We start from the raw sequence: 16,947 nt of genomic DNA, 5'->3' as shown, positions 1-16,947 counted from the left end.
GCAAGGAGAGACGCTACTCGACCCGTCAGACCACGGCCAGGAACGCAGGGTCACGATGCGATCGCGTCCACCGCCTGCTGCAGGCCTTCGGGTGTCAGTTGGTCGGCTTTCAGCTGCTTTCCGTTGACGTACACGGTCGGCGTACCGGTCACGCCCCGGTCGTCGGCGGCCTTGCCGACGGACTCCAGCCAGCTCGCGTACGTGTCGTTCTGCACGGCCTGCTGGTACCTCGCGTCGCCGATCCCGAGCTGCTTGCCGAGCTCCATCAACTGGTCGGTGGTCCAGGACTTCGAGAAGTCGCCGTACAGCTCGTCGACGAAGCTCAGCGCCTTGCCGTTCGCGGCCGCGGCGGCGAAGGCGTTCGCCAGCCGCGGCGAAGCGTCCGGGTTCACGAACTGCAGCGGCCAGTAGGTCAGCGTCGCCGTACCGTCCTGGACGAGCTTGTCGATCGTCGCGCCGGTCTTCTCCTCGAACTCCGCGCAGTGCGGGCAGCGGAAGTCCAGATACAGGTCGATGGTGACCTTGGCGCCGCTCGTGCCGACCGTGACGCCCTTGCCGGCCGTGCCCGGACCGGTGATGACCGCGGGCTCGGGACGCCCGTTCGAGCTCACCTCGACCTTCGAGTGGCCGCGGTAGTACTGCACACCGACGCCGGCGCCGAGGGCCAGCACGAGGACGATCACCACGATGATCCCGGGTGAGATCCGGCGCTTCTGCTGCTGCAGCAGCGGATTCACGGGGGACTTGGCCTTGCTCACGACGCGGTGACTCCTTGCGGCTCGGATACGACGGCGAACTTGCTGACGGGGTTGAACCACAGCCAGCCGGCCAGCACGAGCAGGCCGGCGTCGCGGAGGATCTCCTGCAGGTACTTCGTCTGCCCCGGCGCGACCTCACCACCGCCGCCGAAGCAGCCGCAGTCGATCGACAGGCCACGGGCCCAGGCGGACGCCACCGCGGCGATGAACACGACCATGAAGACACCGGCCGCGGCCGCCGAGGCCCGGACGCCGAAGCCGATGATCAGCAGCAGCCCGATCGCGATCTCCAGGAACGGCAGTCCCCAGCCGACCGGCTGCACCAGCGACGACGGGAGCAGCTCGTAGGCACGGACCGCCTGCGCGGCGGTCTCCGGGTCGGTCACCTTGAGCGCGCCGGCCACCAGCATCACGCCGCCCAGTACGAGCCGCGCCACCAGCGAGACCCACGACTTCACCGGTTGGCCTCCACCAGTTTCCCGAAGTCGTGGACGAGGTCGCCGATCGCGGCGTTCGACAGCCACAGCACGGTCGCCTTGTCGTTCTTCCCGAAGCCGATCACCTGCGCTCCGTGACCGACCTCGTACCCGCCGGAGGGCAGCTTCTGCATCCCTTCCACCGGGACGCCGACGGCCTTGGCGATGTCCTTGATCGACGTCAGCGAGCCGGTCAGCCCGACGAACGACGGGTCGAACCGGTCCAGGTACTTGCGGATCACCGGGCCGGTGTCGCGCGCCGGGTCCGTGGTGATGAACAGCATCTGGATCTGGTCCTGCACCTGCTGGTCCAGCTTGGTCAGCGCGGACGCCACGTCGGCCATCACGGTCGGGCACACGTCCGGGCAGTTCGTGTACCCGAAGAACACCAGCGTGACCGGCTTCTTGGTCGAGGTGACCAGGTTGAACGGGTTCCCGCCGGTGTCGGTCAAGGTGGCCGCGGGCATCGAGTACGGCCGGTCGAGCGTCGCGCCGCGCAACCCGTTCGGATCCTGGCTGCTGCGGATGATCGCGCCGCCCGGATTGTCCGGCTTCTCCGCCTTGCCGCTGCAGCCCGCCAGGGCAAGCAGGGCCACCGCCGCCAGGAAAAGGACGGCGGTGCTCCTGTTTCGACTCACGGCGGTACTAACGAGCAACGGTCGCACGGGGTTCCCGGCGGACGCCTTCGGACAACTCCTCGGCGAGCGCGCGGACACCGGCCGGGCCGCCCTCCTCGAGCGACCGGACGAGGGCCGCGCCAACGATCACCGCGTCCGCGAACGCGGCGACACCGGCGGCCTGGTCGCCGTTCGAGATGCCGAGACCGACGCCGACCGGCAGACCGGTCGCCGCCTTGGTGCGGGCCACCAGCGGCGCCGCCAGGTCCGACGGCTTGTCCCGAGCGCCGGTGACACCCATCACAGCGGTCGCGTAGACGAACCCGCGGCAGGCGGCCGTGGTCATGGCGATCCGCTCGTCGGTCGAGGACGGCGAGACCAGGAAGACCTTGTCCAGCTCGTTCTTGTCCGCGGCCGCGATCCACTCCGCGCCCTCGTCCGGGATCAGGTCGGGCGTGATCAGCCCCGCTCCCCCGATCCCGGCGAAGTCGGCCGCGAAGCGATCCACGCCGTACCGCTCGATCGGGTTCCAGTACGTCATCACGAGCACCGGCACGTCGGAGTACGCCGCGACCTTCTCGACCGTGCTGAGCACGTCGCGGGTCCGCAGCCCGCCGGCGCGGGCGATCTCGGTGGCGCGCTGGATCGTGACCCCGTCCATCACCGGGTCGCTGTACGGCAGGCCGATCTCGAGGACGTCGCAGCCGCCGTCGACCAGGGCCTTGATCGCGTCCACACCGCCGTCGTACGTCGGGAAGCCGGCCGGCAGGTACCCGACGAGCGCCGCGCGGCCCTCGTCGTTCGCCGTCCGGATCGCGGCCCCGGCCTTGCCCAGGGCAACGAGCTCACTCACGGCCGGATCCTTCCTCGCCCAGGCCGAACCAGGTCGCGGCCGTGTCCATGTCCTTGTCGCCACGGCCCGACAGGTTCACCAGGACGGTGGCCTCCGGCCCCAGCTCCTTGGCGATGTCGAGCGCGCCCGCGACCGCGTGCGCGGACTCGATCGCCGGGATGATGCCCTCGGTCCTGGACAGCAGGCGGAACGCCTCCATCGCCTCGGCGTCGGTGATCGGCCGGTACGTCGCCCGCCCGGTCTCGGCCAGCCACGCGTGTTCCGGGCCGACGCCCGGGTAGTCCAGCCCGGCGGAGATCGAGTGCGACTCGATCGTCTGCCCGTCCTCGTCCTGCAGCAGGAACGACCGCGCACCGTGCAGGACGCCGACCTGGCCGGCGCTGATCGTGGCCGCGTGCCGTCCGGTCTCGAACCCGTCGCCGCCCGGCTCGACGCCGTACAGCTTCACGTCCTGGTCGCCGATGAACGCGGTGAACAGCCCGATCGCGTTGGAGCCGCCGCCGACCGACGCGACCGCGGCGTCCGGCAGCTTGCCGAGCAGCTCGAGCGACTGCTCGCGGGCCTCGTCGCCGATGCCGCGGACGAAGTCGCGGACCATCGCCGGGAACGGGTGCGAACCGGCCGCCGTGCCGAGGATGTAGTGCGTCTTGTCGACGCTCGCGACCCAGTCGCGCAGCGCCTCGTTGATCGCGTCCTTCAGGGTCCGGCTGCCGGTCTTGACCGAGATCACCTCGGCGCCGAGCAGCCGCATGCGGGCCACGTTCAGCGCCTGGCGCTCGGTGTCGACCTCGCCCATGTAGACCACGCACTCCAGGCCGAGGTAGGCGCACGCGGTCGCGGTCGCGACGCCGTGCTGGCCGGCGCCGGTCTCCGCGATCACCCGCGGCTTGCCCATCCGCTTGGTGAGCAGCGCCTGGCCGATCGCGTTGCGGATCTTGTGTGCGCCGGTGTGGTTCAGGTCCTCGCGCTTGAGCAGGATCCGCGCGCCGGCGACATCCGACAGCCGGGTCGCGTCGTACAGCAGGCTCGGGGCGCCGATGTACTCGCGCAGCATCCGCTCGAACTCGTCGGTGAACTCACGATCGGCCATGGCTTCACGCCACGCCTGGGTGAGCTCGTCGAGCGGCGCGATCAGCGCCTCCGGCATGAACCTGCCGCCGAAACGGCCGAAGTGCCCGAACTGGTCGGGCAGCACAGTACTCATCCGACAAAACCTTCCGACCCGGCCCGTACGGCGCGGGGAGAGTTACGGCCCCGCACCGTTTGGACCGGGCGGGCGTTCTAGTGCCGCTGCTGGATGGCGGGGTGCGATCCGGCGGCGACGAGGTCGGCGACCGAGGCGCGCGGGTCGCGGCCGGTCACCAGAGTTTCACCGACGAGGACGACATCGGCCCCGGCGCGCGCGAACTCGATTACATCATGCGGGCCGCGGACCCCGGACTCGGCCACGCGGACGAGCTCGGTCGGGATCGTCGGCGCGACCCGGGCGAAGGTGTCCCGGTCGACCTCGAGGGTCTTCAGGTTGCGGTTGTTCACGCCGATGAGCTGGGCTCCGGCGTCCACCGCACGCCGGGTCTCCTCCTCGTCGTGCACCTCGACCAGCGGGCACAGGCCGATCGACTGGGCCCGCTCGATCAGCGAGACCAGCGCCTCCTGCTCGAGCGCCGCGACGATCAGCAGCACCATGTCGGCACCGGCCGCCCGGGCCTCCCAGAGCTGGTACGACGAGACGATGAAGTCCTTGCGCAGCACGGGGACGTCGACCCGGCCGCGGACCGCACGCAGGTCGTCGAGGCTGCCGTTGAACCGGCGCTCCTCGGTCAGCACCGAGATCGCCGCGGCGCCGCCCTGCTCGTACTCCCCGGCCAGCGCGGCCGGGTCGGTGATCTCGGCCAGCTCGCCCTTGGACGGGCTGGACCGCTTCACCTCGGCGATCACCGCGATCCCGTCGCCGCGGAACACCGGCATCGGGTCCTTGGCGTCGGGCTTGCGCTGGGCCTCGAGCTTCAGGTCGTCCAGGCTGACCCGCGCCTGGCGCTCCGCGAGGTCGGCCTTGACCCCGGCGAGAATGTCGTCAAGCACAGTCATGTCCGTCCGCCCCTCAGTGGTCGCCGTCGGTCGGGACCCCGAAGCCCAGCAGCTGCAGCACCTTGCCGGCCAGCGCCCCCAGAACCGCGATCCCGACGGAGATCCAGAACAGCACCCAGTTCGGCCCGAGCACCATCGCGATGGCGCCGAGCGTGAACGCGACCAGCACGATCGCGACCGCCGTCCACGCCGCCGGGCTGTTGCCGTGCAGATCGTGCGGAGCCTCGTCCTCGATCCGGCTCGCCCCTTGATCGGCCACCGTATTGTCCATAGTTGGCGCCACTCCTCCTCGTCGTCCCGTCCTATTGTGGCGGTAGCCCGCCGCGATCAGAGAGTCGGGTCCTCCCCGGCGTCGATCGCCTTCCACTGATCCGCTCCGTGATCCGGCCCGGCCGCCGCCGGATCACGCTCGTAACGGGCCGTGGCCCGCCTCCAACGGTGCGCGGTCAGCACGGTCAGCAGACCGGCCGCGACCAGCGCGATGCCGCCCGCCAGCGCGAACCACGGCGCCGGGCCCAGGGACTGCGTGACCTGGTCGGCCAGCACGTCGCTCAGCTCGGGCCGCAGCCGGCTCAGTTCCGGGCCGTCGGGGCGCACGCCCAGGGCGACGACGACCGCCGCGAACCCGAGCAGCGCCACCAGACCGCCCAGGACCCTCCGCAGCGCCGTTCCCGCCAGCCTCAGCACCACGACGGCCAGCACCGCGGCGAGCGCGAGCGTCACCGGGGCCTTGGTGATCGTGTAGCCGTTCAGGACGACGTCGTTGCGGCCGTTCCCGGGGTCTGCCGACACCCAGGTCAGGTACCCCGACAGCCCGAGCAGCACCAGCGCCGCCAGGGCGAGGACGTCGACGATCCGTTGAGGCCTCATACGTCGGTGAACGTTCCCGCGACCGCGATCGCGTTGAGCACGGCGGCCGCCTTGGTCCGGCACTCGGCGTCCTCGGCGGCCGGATCCGAGTCCGCGACGATGCCGGCGCCGGCCTGGACGTACGCCGTCCCGCCGCGCAGCACCGCGGTGCGGATCGCGATCGCGGTGTCCGCGTCACCGGCGAAGTCCAGATAGCCGACGACGCCGCCGTACACGCCGCGACGGGTGATCTCGAGCTTGTCGATGATCTCCATCGCGCGCGGCTTCGGCGCCCCGGACAGCGTGCCCGCGGGGAACGCGGCGGTGAGCGCGTCGAAGGCGGTCAGACCGGCCTTCAGCTGCCCCGTGACCGTCGACTCCAGGTGCATGACGTGGCTGTAGCGCCGCACGTCCATGAAGTCGACGACCTCGACCGTGCCCGGCGCGCAGACTTTGCCGACGTCGTTGCGGCCCAGGTCGACGAGCATCAGGTGCTCGGCGCGTTCCTTCACGTCCGCGCGGAGCTCCTCCTCCAGGGCGTGGTCCTCCTCCGGCGTGGCGCCGCGGCGGCGGGTGCCCGCGATCGGGTGCAGGATCACCTTGTTCTCGGTGACCTTCACCAGGGCCTCCGGGCTGGAGCCGACGATGTCGAACCCGTCCAGCCGCACGAGGTACATGTACGGGCTCGGGTTGGAGCGGCGCAGCACCCGGTAGATGTCCAGCGCGGACGCACTGCTCTGCAGCTCGAACCGCTGCGAGACGACGATCTGGAACGCCTCGCCCGCGCGGATCTCCTCCTTGGCGTGCTCGACGGCCTGCCGGTACTCCGCGCTGGAGCGCTGCCGGTGCGGCTCCGGCTGGGCCTGCCGGTCGGCGCGCACGACGTACGACGGGGTCGGCTGGGCGAGGTCGCGCTCCATCGCGTCCAGGCGCCGCACGGCGTCGGCGTACGCCTCGTCGACGCGCTCGTCGGAGTCGTCCCAGTTGACCGCGTTCGCGATCAGCCAGATCTCGCCGGTCTCGTGGTCGAGAGCGGCCAGGTCGGTCGCGAACAGGAACGTCAGCTCGGGCAGGCCGAGGTCGTCGGTCGTCGTGTCCGGCAACCGCTCCAGGCGGCGCACGGCGTCGTACCCGAGGAAGCCGACCATGCCGCCGGTCAGCGGCGGCAGGTCCGGCAGCCGCGGCGTGTGCAGGATCTCCAGCGTCTCGCGGAGCGCCCGCAGCGGGTCGCCGTGGTCCGGCAGGCCGACGGGCGGGTTACCCGTCCAGACGGCCTCGCCGTTGCGCTCGGTGAGCGTCGCGGCGGAACGGACGCCGATGAACGAGTACCGCGACCAGACGCCGCCGTTCTCCGCCGACTCCAGCAGGAACGTGCCTTCGCGCTCGGCGGCGAGCTTGCCGTACACCCCGATCGGTGTCTCGGCGTCGGCCAGCAGCCGGCGCGTGACCGGGATCACCCGGCGGTCCTTGGCGTACTCGCGGAAGGTCTCCAGGTCCGGCGCGGTCACGCGGCCGTCACCTCGATCTCGCCGTGCTCGAAGCAGCTGCGGGTGCCGGTGTGACAGGCCGGCCCTTCCTGGTCGACGAGCACGAGCAGGGTGTCGGCGTCACAGTCGACGAGGAGCTGCTTCACGTGCTGACGGTGGCCGCTGGTCTCGCCCTTCACCCAGTACTCCTGCCGGCTGCGCGACCAGAACGTGCTCCGCCCGGTCGCCGCGGTCCGGCGGACCGCCTCGGCGTTCATCCAGCCCACCATCAGGACCTCGCGCGTGTCGTACTGCTGCACCACCGCCGGGATCAGACCGGCCGCGTCGAAGGTCAACTCGTCGATAGTCACCCACCCATTGTCCCCGATCCGGGGTTGCCTTCTGACCACGGTCCGGATGAAGGTGTCCGGATGACGCTGAGCGAATACCGGGTGATCGACGGGCACAACGACCTGCCGATCGCTTTCTACGAACTGTGCGGCTACGACCTGGACGCGTACGACCTGGGCGGCTCGGTGCCGGCGCTGAACACCGACATCCCCCGGCTGCGGGCCGGTCAGGTCGGCGGGCAGTTCTGGTCCCTGTGGGTGCCGCAGGACGAGCACGCGGTCCGGCGTACCTTCGAGCAGCTCGACTTCGTCCGGCGGCTGGTGCAGCGCTTCCCGGCGGACCTGGAGCTCACCGACACCGCCGACGAGGTCGAGGCGGCGATCAAGGCGGGCCGGGTCGCGTCGTTGATGGGCATGGAGGGCGGCCACTCGATCGGCGAGTCGCTCGGCGTCCTGCGGGTGATGCGGGCGCTCGGCGTCCGGTACATGACGCTGACCCACAACAACAACGTGTCCTGGGCCGACTCGGCCACCGACGAACCGGTGCTCGGCGGGCTGAACGAGTTCGGCGAGGAGGTCGTCCGGGAGATGAACCGGATCGGCATGCTCGTCGACCTCTCGCACGTCTCCGCCGACACCATGCGGCACGCGCTCCGGGTGACGAGCGCGCCGGTGATCTTCAGCCACTCGTCGGCGCGCGCCGTCTGCGACGTACCCCGGAACGCGCCCGACGACGTACTCGAGACGCTGGCCGGCAACGACGGCGTCTGCATGGTGACCTTCGTGCCGTACTTCACCTCACAGGCGTACGTCGACTGGGTCGCCGGCGCCCGGGAGGCGGCCCAGGACCAGGGCCTGAACCCGCTGAACCCGGAGAACCAGGCGAAGCTCGCCGAGAGCTACGGCGTGCCGAAGCCGCAGACCACGCTGGCGGACGTGGTCGCGCATGTCGAGCACGTCCGCGAGGTGGCGGGCGTCGACCACATCGGGCTGGGCGGCGACTACGACGGGTGCCCCGAGTTCCCGGTGGAGCTGCCCGACGTGGCGTCGTACCCGGTGCTGTTCGAGGCGCTGGCCGGCCGCGGCTGGAGCTCCGAGGACCTCGACAAACTTGCCGGAGGCAACATCCTGCGAGTGCTCCGGGCCGCGGACGACGTCGCGGCCTAGGCCTCCCGGTACTGGGAGCGGATCTCGTCCAGCGCCTGCATCCCGGCGGCCTGGTACGTCGCGACCGCCCCCTCGTTGGTGGCCGGCGTAACCGTGTAGATGCTGGAGGCGCCCATCTCCCGCAGGTGCCGCGCGCAACCGAGGACCATCGCGGTGCCGTAGCCGCGGCCGCGATGCAGGCGGTGGACGCCCATCGGCTCGATATAGCCGGGGCGTCCCTCGCCGGCCGACCACACGGTCGCCGCGGCCACCGACTCGCCGATCTCGTTGCGGAGCACGAGGCAGCGCGCTTCGGCGTACGGCAGGCCGTCGGACATCGCGAACCAGCGGTCGTCGGTGAAGGTCGACCCGTCGAAGGACGCCCGCTGGACGCCGGTCCGCTCGTGTGCCTCCTCCGCGCCGATCACGTCCACCCGGGCGCCGGGGTCGGGTACCGGGTCGGTCAGGTCGCGGCGCAGCGGCACCCACGGCGCGTCGGCGTTCCAGCCGTCCTTGAACAGCAGGTCCTGGACGAGCGCCCCCATCGGCGTCTCGACGTACACCTTGCCCTCGATCAGCACGCCCGTCGCGGGCGCGGACACGTCGTCGACGATCCGCTGCGCGAGTTCCTCGTCACGCTGGACGTCCGGCGCGATCGACATCCGCAGCCAGTCCGGCTCGTCGAGCATCCCGATCGCGACGATCTGCCCGCCCCGGCGCCAGACCCGCGTCGCCGCCGCCGTCCGGTCCTCCCCGAACCGCCAGAACCAGCCGAGGTCCCCCGGGTGCAACTGCAACGGCACATCCTCCCGCTGCCACTCCCGCAACACCGCCACCACATCCCCCAGCTCACCGATCCCCGGCGTACTCAACTCGATACCCATCCCCCGATCACACACCATTCCCCCGGCCGTCCGCACGCGACTTCCCGCACCGCACCCCCGCCCCGCGCCGCTTTGTGCCCCCACCGACCACGCCGGCACCGCCTTGAGCTCCCACCAACCAAACATCGCGGGGAGATTCGGTTGAGGCGGGCTCAAAGAGGTTTTCCACAGGGTGGTGGATGGGGGATGCGGGGGCGGCGTCGGTGGGGAGAGGGTGGGTGGATGGATCGGCTCGGGTACGACGTGCGCGAACGGCTGCACGTCATCACGCGGACTCCGCAGCGGCGCCACGCCCTGCTCCGGATCGGGCTCGGAGACGCCGACCTCCGACGCCTGGTACGGCGTGGCACGCTGCGACATCACCACGGCCATTACGTCGACGGCCGGCTCGACGAGGAGCTCGCACCGGTCGCGTGCGCGCAGGCGGCTTACCCGGGCTCGGTCGTCAGTCATTTCAGCGCGGCCCGGCTGGCCGGGATCCCGGTGTGGACCGACCGCAGCCATGCCGGGAGCGTCCCGATGGGGGCGACCTGGCTGACCCGTCCGCCCGAGGCTCCGCGCAATCAGCGGCGGGCGGACATCGTCGTACGACGTGCTGGTCTGGCGCCCGTGGACCTCTCAGGCCATGGATGGCTGCCGCTCACCGGCGTCGCCCGGACCGTTGTCGACCTCGCCCGGGAACTGCCGCTGCGCGAATCGATCGTGACGGTCGACGGCGCTCTGCGCAGCGGTACGACCATCGAGGAACTCCACGCGGTCGCCGAGCGCCAGCACCATTGGCCGGGGATCCGGCGAGCTCAGCACGCGATCGCATTCGGCAACCCGTCCGCGGAGTCCGCTCTGGAGTCGATCGCCAGGGTCCGGTTCGCGGCAGCCGGCTTGCCCGCGCCGCTGCTACAGGTGCAATTCTTCGACGGCCTCACCTGGATGCTCGAGCGGGTCGACTTCTGGTGGCCCTGGTTCCGGACCGTCGGGGAGGCGGACGGACTCGCGAAGTACGAAGCGAACAGCCCGGCGGAGCGCCGGCAGCTACTCCGCAGGAGCCATCGCCGGGACCAACTCATCGGTGACCGCGGTGTCGAACTGGTGCATTTCGGATGGGAGGACGTCGTCGATCCGCGCTCGGACCTGATCGCGCGGCTGCGCGCCGGGTTCGCTCGCGGCGTGTCCCGCACCACCGAGCCACCCCAGTGGCGCGCCGTACCGCCGCCGCACGCCGACGCCGCGTGACCTTGAGCACCGGTCAACCGTTTTCGGGGGTGTTCTGTGGTTGGTCGGGGCTCAAGGACTGTTTGAGGTTTCGGTGGTCGGGCACGGGGCGAGGGCTAGTGACAAATCGACGGATGGAGTGGGCTGTGCTGACCCTGACTGAGAACGCGACGCTGGTGATCAAGAGCATCACCGGGGTCGAGGGCGCGCCGGAAGGTGCCGGGGTGCGGATCTCGCAGGACAACCCGGCGGATCCGGCACTCGCGGTGACGACGACAGAAGCTCCGCAACCGGGCGACCAGGTGGTCGAGGAGGCGGGTGCGCGGGTCTTCCTCGAGGAGAACGCGGCGAACGCGCTGGACGACAAGATCCTGGACGCGGCGGTCGACGACAAGGGCGGTGTCGAGTTCCTGCTGGTGCCGCAGCCGGGCCCGAGCAACGGCGCTGCGCCGACCCCCTGATCCACCGATCCGCACGCCGGCCGGGAACCATGAGCCTCGGCCGGCGTGCTGTCGTCTCAGCGCGTCAAACGGCGCTGCGTTGCGCGATCCAGCTGTCGTGCAGCCGGGTGTAGACGCCGCCCGCGCCGACGAGCTCGGCGTGCGGTCCGCGCTCCACGATCTCGCCCTCGTCGAACACCAGGACCTCGTCGGCGGCCTCCGCCGTCGACAGCCGGTGCGCGATCGTGACCGACGTACGACCGGCCATCAGGCGCTCGAGCGCCGCGTTCACCCGCACCTCGGTGCCGGGGTCGACCGCCGAGGTCGCCTCGTCGAGCACCAGCAGGTCCGGGTCGGCGATGTTCGCGCGGACCAGCGCCACCAGCTGCCGCTCCCCCGCCGACAGCGACTCGCCGCGCTGACCGACCGGCGACTGCAGCCCGTCCGGCAACGACTCCAGCCACTCGGTCAGCCCGAGCGACTCGAACGCGGTAACCAGCTCCGCATCCGTCACTTCCGGGCGCCCGAAGCGGACGTTCTCCGCCAGGGACGCGTCGAACAGGTACCCGTCCTGCGGCACCATCACGACCCGCTCCCGCAGGGACTCGAACGAGATCTCGCGCGCGTCGACCCCGTCCAGCTTCACCGCTCCGGAGGTCGGATCCATCAACCGGGTCAGCAGCTTCGCGAACGTCGTCTTGCCCGACCCGGTCTCCCCGACCACGGCGACCCGCCGGTGCGGCGCGATCCGGACGTCGACGTCGCGCAGCACCAGCTCGCCTTCGGGATAGGCGAAATCGACGTCGGCGAACTCGACCGTGATCGGCCCGCGCGCCTGCTGTACGCCGTCCTCGCCCGGGTCCGCGACATCGGCGGGCGTGGCGATCACGCCGAGCACCCGGCGCCAGCCGGCGAACGCGCTCTGTGCGTCGGTCAGCACCTGCGTCGCGATCTGCACCGGGTCCGAGAACAGGGCCACCAGGAACATGAAGGCGAGCAGCTCACCCAGCGTGGCCTGCTTGTCGACACCGAGCAGCACGCCGACCGTCAGGACGCCGGCGTTCGCCAGGCCGGCGGCCAGGCCGCCGATCGAGAACGTCAGACCGGTGAGCGCCTGCGCCCTGGTCGCGGTCTTGCGGTAGTCCTCGATCGATGCGTCGATCCGGTCCTGGGTGCGCTGCTCGATCGCGTACGAGCGGACCACCTGGGCGCCGACGACCGGCTCCGCGATCGCGGACAGCATCTCGCCGACCTTGGCCCGCACCACGCCGTACGCCGCGGACATCGCGCGCTGCAGGTACTTCAGGCTCGCGAACAGCGGGATGAAGCACAGCAGCACGACGAGCGCGAGCTGCCAGGAGTAGAAGAACATCACGATCGTCGCGAGCAGCATCTGCCCGAGGCTGACCAGGAAGATGAACCCGCCGAACTGCAGGAACTGCGACACGGTGTCCACGTCCGAGGTGACCCGGCTGACCAGCGCGCCGCGGCGCTCGGTGCTCTGCGTCAGCACCGGCAGGTCGTGCACGTGCCGGAACGCCTTGATCCGCATGGTGGCCAGGCCGTGCTCGGAGTTGACGGCGAGCCGCACGGTCGTCAGGTACGACGCGCCGGCCGTCACGATCACGCCGAGCGCGCAAATCAGGCACATCCAGGCGACGTACGACATGTCCGGGCCCTTCGGACCGGACAGGCCCTTGTCGATCGTCTGCTGCACCGCGATCGGTACGACGATCCGCCCGGCGGTCATCGTCAGCGCGAGGATCCCCGTCACCCACCACCCGCGGGCGAGCTCCGGCGAGACCTTCAGGCCGTCCTTCAGGGTCTGCAGCCCACCCGCGTTGTCACCGTGGTCAAGACGGCTGGCTTCGGCCGCACTCACGCTGATGCTCCTTCCGCGTCCAGGTCGTCGATGTCGGCTGCGAGCTCCGCTTCTTCCTCGCGGCGCTCGGCGTCCTTCTCGTAGGCGTCGACCAGGTCCCGGTAGGCGGGTGTGGACGACTGCAGTTCGGTGTGGGTGCCGTGCGCGAGGATCCGGCCCTCGTCCAGGAACAGCACCTCGTCGGCGAGCGAGATGGTCGCCTTCCGGTACGCGATCACCAGCACGGTGGTCGCCGCGCCGGAGTCCTCCTGGACGGCCGAGCGCAACCCGGCGAGGATGCGCGCCTCGACCTGCGGGTCGACCGCGCTCGTCGCGTCGTCCAGGATCAGCAGCCGCGGCCGCCGGACCAGCGCGCGGGCCAGCGCGATCCGCTGCCGCTGACCACCGGACAGCGTCGTGCCGCGCTCGCCGACCTTGGTGTCCAGCCCGTCGGGCAGCGCCTTCACGAAGCCGTCGCCCTGCGCGACCCGCAGCGCGTCCCACACGTCGTCGTCGCTGTACTCACCGCCGAGCGTGATGTTGCCGCGGATCGTGTCGTCGAACAGGAACGCGGTCTGCGCCACCAGCGCGACCGATCCGGCCAGCTCGTCCCGGGCCAGGTCCCGCAGGTCGATCCCGTCGATCTTCACCGCGCCCTGCTCCGGGTCCACCAACCGCGTCAGCAGCGTGGTCATCGTCGACTTGCCGGCGCCCGTCGGGCCGACGACCGCGACCGTCCGGCCCGGCTCGACGGCGAAGCCCACACCGGCGAGCACGTCGCGATCCGGCAGGTACCCGAACCGGACCCCGCCGACCTCCAACCGGGCCGCCTTCGTCGACGTGAGCCGTTCCTCGCCGTACTCCGTGCCGCCCTCGGCCGTGAGCACCCGCTGGATACGGTCCCACCCGACGACCGACCGCGGCAGCTCACCGAGGACCCAGCCGAGCGCCCGGATCGGGAACCCGATCAGCGTGAACAGGAACGCCACCTGCACCACGTCACCCGCGTCCGCGCCGCCGGAGCGCACCCGCGCGACGCCGACCAGCAGCACCGCGAGCACGCCGAGCCGGGGCAGGCCGTCGATCACCGGGTCGAACAGGCCGCGGGCCTTGTTCACCGCGATGTTCGCGTCCCGCAGCGCGTACGTCGGGCCGCGGAAGCGCTCGGTCTCGGCCGACTCCCGGCCCAGCGTCTTCACCACCAGCGCCCCGTCGAACGACTCGTGCGCGACCTCGGAGACGTCCGCGCGGAGCTGCTGCGCCCGGGTGGCCAGCGGCTGCAGGTACCGCTGGAAGATCACGTTCGCGACGAAGACCAGCGGGAACACCAGGCAGCCGACCAGCGCCAGCCAGACGTCGGCGGCGAACATCGCAACGGTGGCGAACACCAGCATCGCGATCACGCCGATCGCCATCGGCAGCGGCGCGATCACGAACCAGGTCGACTCGACGTCGGCGTTGGCGTTCGACAGCAACATGCCGGTCGAGTGCTGGTGGTGCCACTCGAGCGGGAGCTTCAGGTACTGCCGGGTGACGCGTCGCCGGTACGTCGCCTGCAGCCGGAACTGCATCACACCGGCGCCCAGCCGCCGCCCGACGACGCCGATCGCGTTCAGGATCGCGATGCCGATGAACAGGCCGATCAGCGACCCGATCGCGCCGGCCGTGGTCTCACCGCTCTCGAACGCGGGCCGCAGCACGTGGTCCGTCGCCCAGCCGAGCGCCCAGCCGCCGGCCACCGTCATGGCGCCGTAGAGCATCGCGGCGAGCACGGACAGCGCGAAGATCCCCGGCTCCTCCCAGATCGCCACCCGCAGAACGGCGAACCCCCGGCGGGTGACGCTGCCCTTTTCCGGGACTTTCGGGACAGGCAAGACACGCTCCAGGGCAGTCAGGTGCATCAATGGGACTCAGACATGACAACGATTGACATTCTGCCACTCGCCACGGACAACTACGATCGAGTTGTGACCGACTACAGCCGGGTGGAACGACTCGCTCTGTGTGACCTGTTCGAAGCCGTCGGACCGGCCGCCCCGACCCTGTGCGAGGGCTGGGACGCCTACGACCTGGCGGTCCATCTGTACGTCCGCGAGGCCGATCCGATGGCCGGGCCGGGGATCGTGATCCCGGCGCTCGCGGACACCACCGAGCGGCGGATGCGGCGCGCGAAGGAGCGCTACGGCTTCGCCGAGGTGGTCGGCAAGGTCCGCAACGGGCCGCCGCCGGTCTCGATCTACGCGCTGCCGAAACTCGGGCACCAGCTGAACACCACGGAGTACTTCGTCCACCACGAGGACGTGCGGCGCGCGCAACCGGCGTACGAGGTGCGCGAGCTGCCCGCCGAGCAGCAGGACGGTCTGTGGAAGGCGGTGCGGCTGGCCGCGAAGTCGATGACCCGCAAGTCGCCGAGCGGCCTGGTGCTGCGGCGCCCCGACGGTACGACGTCCGTCGCGAAGCGGCCGAACGAGCGCGGCTCGGTCACCGTGACGGGCGAGCCGGGCGAGCTGGTGCTGTTCTGCTTCGGGCGGCAGCAGGTCGCCGACGTCCAGCTGGACGGTGACGCGGAGACGGTCGAGCGGCTCCGCAACGCGTCATTCGGCGTGTGACCGGTTGCGGCGCGCACGCTGGACCACGCCGCTCACCACGGTGGTCAGGATGACCAGGACGATCGCCGCCAGCACGCCCTGCCACGGCTCGTCGAAGAGCGCGTAGCCGAGCAGGCCGATGGCCATGTAGACCGCCGCCCACAGCGACGACGCGGCCAGGTCGACGATCGCGAACCGCTCCCACTTGTAGCCGGCGAGACCGGCCGCCAGGAGCACCGGCACCCGGCCGCCCGGGATCAGCCGGGAGGTGAGCAGCACGCCGATCTCGTGCTCGGACAAACGCGCGCGAAGCGAGTCCAGCGACCCGTTGTTGCGCAGCCACCCCACCCGTGTGGCCAGCCGCTCACCGCCGAAGCGGCAGCCGGCGTACACGATCAGGTCCCCGACATACGCGCCCGCGGCGCCCGCGAGCAGCACGCCGGCCAGCCCGATCGGGTTGTTGTGGGAGGCCAGGACGGCGCCCGCCGACACCGCGGCACCCGTCGGCAGCACGGGCAGCACCGCACCGAGCAGCACAGCGCCGGCCAACGCGAACAAGTACCACAGGTCGAACTTGGTGTCCCCGGTCACACAGGCACCTCGATCGACTGGCCGGGCGCGAGGACCTTCACCTTCACCTCGGGATCGAGTTGCTTCATCGCGGCCTCGAACCTCTCCCCCGGCGGCAGGAACAGCTCCGGCTTGATCCAGTCGCAGCCGATCGGCCAGAACGTCCCGAAATGGACCGGCACCGCCGTCGAGGCGCCGACCCGCCGGACCGCCTCGGCAGCCCGGACCGGGTCCAGGTGACCAGGCCCGAGCGACGGCCCCCACCCGCCGACCGGGACCAGCGCCACGTCGACCGACCCGGCCTCGGCCGCGAGCCCGTCGTACAGGTCGGTGTCGCCGGCGAACCAGACGCTCGGCGAGCCGTCGACCCGGTACCCGAGGGCCTGCGCGGAGTACGACGACCACGGCAGCCGGCGCCCGTCGTGGTGTGCGGTGACCGCGGTGATCTCCAGCGACCCGATCCGGACCTGGTTGCCGGGCGAGACCTCGATGCAGCGGTCCGAGTACTCCGGGCCGCTGTCGGCGTGGATGAGCTTCGCCGCGCCGCGCGGCACGATGAGCGCGGCGTCCGACGCGACCAGCGGCAGCGAGGTCAGATGCAGGTGGTCGGCGTGCAGGTGCGAGATCAGGACCGCGTCGCAGCGCCTCGCCTCCCGCGCCGGCGCGGGACCGCGACGGCGCCGCAGGTGGGCGATCCGCGACGTCAGCACCGGGTCCGTCAGCAGCCGTGTGCCGTTCGCCTCGATCGTGGTGGTGGCGTGCCCCCACCACGTCACGCGCATTTCACTCGCA

General features: G+C 71.1%; 19 protein-coding genes. 4 read left to right on the top strand and 15 right to left on the bottom strand.

Annotated elements, in window-relative coordinates; genetic code table 11:
* Positions 1 to 50: 50 nt before the first annotated feature.
* From AB0L64_RS15535 to hisI, 10 genes are all read right to left on the bottom strand, one after another.
* Positions 51 to 758 (bottom strand): thioredoxin domain-containing protein, encoded by a 708-nt coding sequence (locus tag AB0L64_RS15535; RefSeq protein WP_363710781.1) that lies wholly within the window; start codon positions 756 to 758, stop codon positions 51 to 53.
* Positions 755 to 1,216 carry a MauE/DoxX family redox-associated membrane protein gene (locus AB0L64_RS15530; protein ID WP_363710780.1) on the bottom strand — a complete coding sequence of 154 codons (462 nt, stop codon included), beginning with the start codon at positions 1,214 to 1,216 and terminating at the stop codon, positions 755 to 757. Before AB0L64_RS15530 ends, AB0L64_RS15535 begins: the two co-directional genes overlap by 4 nt.
* On the bottom strand, positions 1,213 to 1,872 hold the full coding sequence (locus tag AB0L64_RS15525; protein WP_363710779.1) for an SCO family protein: 660 nt from the start codon (positions 1,870 to 1,872) through the stop codon (positions 1,213 to 1,215). Before AB0L64_RS15525 ends, AB0L64_RS15530 begins: the two co-directional genes overlap by 4 nt.
* 7 nt (positions 1,873 to 1,879) lie before the next feature.
* Entirely contained in the window at positions 1,880 to 2,704 is an 825-nt protein-coding gene (gene trpA, locus AB0L64_RS15520; RefSeq protein WP_359933759.1) for a tryptophan synthase subunit alpha, read from the bottom strand.
* Positions 2,697 to 3,908: a tryptophan synthase subunit beta gene (trpB, locus tag AB0L64_RS15515; RefSeq protein WP_363710778.1), complete on the bottom strand. Its 1,212-nt coding sequence runs from the start codon at positions 3,906 to 3,908 to the stop codon at positions 2,697 to 2,699. The genes trpA and trpB overlap by 8 nt, the downstream gene beginning before the upstream one ends.
* Before the next feature lie 77 nt (positions 3,909 to 3,985).
* A complete protein-coding gene (trpC, locus tag AB0L64_RS15510; RefSeq protein ID WP_355690225.1) occupies positions 3,986 to 4,792 on the bottom strand; it encodes an indole-3-glycerol phosphate synthase TrpC in 807 nt (268 codons plus the stop codon).
* Between the two features lie 13 nt (positions 4,793 to 4,805).
* Positions 4,806 to 5,063, bottom strand: coding sequence for an HGxxPAAW family protein (locus tag AB0L64_RS15505; RefSeq protein ID WP_355690224.1), 258 nt, complete (start codon positions 5,061 to 5,063; stop codon positions 4,806 to 4,808).
* 56 nt (positions 5,064 to 5,119) lie between these two features.
* Positions 5,120 to 5,662, bottom strand: coding sequence for a Trp biosynthesis-associated membrane protein (locus AB0L64_RS15500; RefSeq protein WP_363710777.1), 543 nt, complete (start codon positions 5,660 to 5,662; stop codon positions 5,120 to 5,122).
* A complete protein-coding gene (locus tag AB0L64_RS15495; RefSeq protein ID WP_359933751.1) occupies positions 5,659 to 7,149 on the bottom strand; it encodes an anthranilate synthase component I in 1,491 nt (496 codons plus the stop codon). The genes AB0L64_RS15500 and AB0L64_RS15495 overlap by 4 nt, the downstream gene beginning before the upstream one ends.
* The gene (gene hisI, locus AB0L64_RS15490; RefSeq protein WP_359933749.1) at positions 7,146 to 7,478 is read right to left on the bottom strand and encodes a phosphoribosyl-AMP cyclohydrolase; all 333 of its coding nucleotides are present in this window, start codon (positions 7,476 to 7,478) and stop codon (positions 7,146 to 7,148) included. Before hisI ends, AB0L64_RS15495 begins: the two co-directional genes overlap by 4 nt.
* 60 nt (positions 7,479 to 7,538) lie before the next feature.
* On the opposite strand from hisI, the gene AB0L64_RS15485 reads away from it, so the two are divergent.
* Positions 7,539 to 8,624, top strand: a complete 1,086-nt coding sequence (locus tag AB0L64_RS15485; protein WP_363710776.1) for a dipeptidase — start codon at positions 7,539 to 7,541, stop codon at positions 8,622 to 8,624.
* On the opposite strand, the gene AB0L64_RS15480 is transcribed toward AB0L64_RS15485, so the two are convergent.
* Positions 8,621 to 9,487, bottom strand: coding sequence for a GNAT family N-acetyltransferase (locus tag AB0L64_RS15480; protein WP_363710775.1), 867 nt, complete (start codon positions 9,485 to 9,487; stop codon positions 8,621 to 8,623). The genes AB0L64_RS15485 and AB0L64_RS15480 overlap by 4 nt on opposite strands.
* Positions 9,488 to 9,709: 222 nt before the next feature.
* Here AB0L64_RS15480 and AB0L64_RS15475 point away from each other — a divergent pair, with 222 nt between their 5' ends.
* Complete coding sequence (locus AB0L64_RS15475; RefSeq protein WP_363710774.1) at positions 9,710 to 10,717, top strand: hypothetical protein; 1,008 nt, start codon at positions 9,710 to 9,712, stop codon at positions 10,715 to 10,717.
* Between the two features lie 125 nt (positions 10,718 to 10,842).
* Positions 10,843 to 11,157 (top strand): Fe-S cluster assembly protein HesB, encoded by a 315-nt coding sequence (locus AB0L64_RS15470; RefSeq protein ID WP_355690212.1) that lies wholly within the window; start codon positions 10,843 to 10,845, stop codon positions 11,155 to 11,157.
* A gap of 64 nt (positions 11,158 to 11,221) precedes the next feature.
* Here the strand turns inward: AB0L64_RS15470 and AB0L64_RS15465 are convergent, their stop codons facing one another.
* Together AB0L64_RS15465 and AB0L64_RS15460 are read right to left on the bottom strand one after the other, a co-directional pair.
* Positions 11,222 to 13,018, bottom strand: a complete 1,797-nt coding sequence (locus AB0L64_RS15465; protein WP_363710773.1) for an ABC transporter ATP-binding protein — start codon at positions 13,016 to 13,018, stop codon at positions 11,222 to 11,224.
* Positions 13,015 to 14,871, bottom strand: coding sequence for an ABC transporter ATP-binding protein (locus AB0L64_RS15460; RefSeq protein ID WP_363710772.1), 1,857 nt, complete (start codon positions 14,869 to 14,871; stop codon positions 13,015 to 13,017). The genes AB0L64_RS15465 and AB0L64_RS15460 overlap by 4 nt, the downstream gene beginning before the upstream one ends.
* Positions 14,872 to 14,964: 93 nt before the next feature.
* Between AB0L64_RS15460 and AB0L64_RS15455 the strand changes: the two genes are divergently transcribed.
* Complete coding sequence (locus AB0L64_RS15455; protein ID WP_363710771.1) at positions 14,965 to 15,606, top strand: TIGR03085 family metal-binding protein; 642 nt, start codon at positions 14,965 to 14,967, stop codon at positions 15,604 to 15,606.
* Here AB0L64_RS15455 and AB0L64_RS15450 read toward each other — a convergent pair.
* Positions 15,592 to 16,176, bottom strand: coding sequence for a VTT domain-containing protein (locus AB0L64_RS15450; protein ID WP_363710770.1), 585 nt, complete (start codon positions 16,174 to 16,176; stop codon positions 15,592 to 15,594). The genes AB0L64_RS15455 and AB0L64_RS15450 overlap by 15 nt on opposite strands.
* Positions 16,173 to 16,937 carry an MBL fold metallo-hydrolase gene (locus AB0L64_RS15445; protein WP_363710769.1) on the bottom strand — a complete coding sequence of 255 codons (765 nt, stop codon included), beginning with the start codon at positions 16,935 to 16,937 and terminating at the stop codon, positions 16,173 to 16,175. Before AB0L64_RS15445 ends, AB0L64_RS15450 begins: the two co-directional genes overlap by 4 nt.
* Between the last annotated feature and the right edge of the window lie 10 nt (positions 16,938 to 16,947).

The organism is Kribbella sp. NPDC051936 (assembly GCF_040680955.1).
Lineage (GTDB): Bacteria > Actinomycetota > Actinomycetes > Propionibacteriales > Kribbellaceae > Kribbella.
This window is presented reverse-complemented; position numbering and strand designations above follow the sequence as displayed.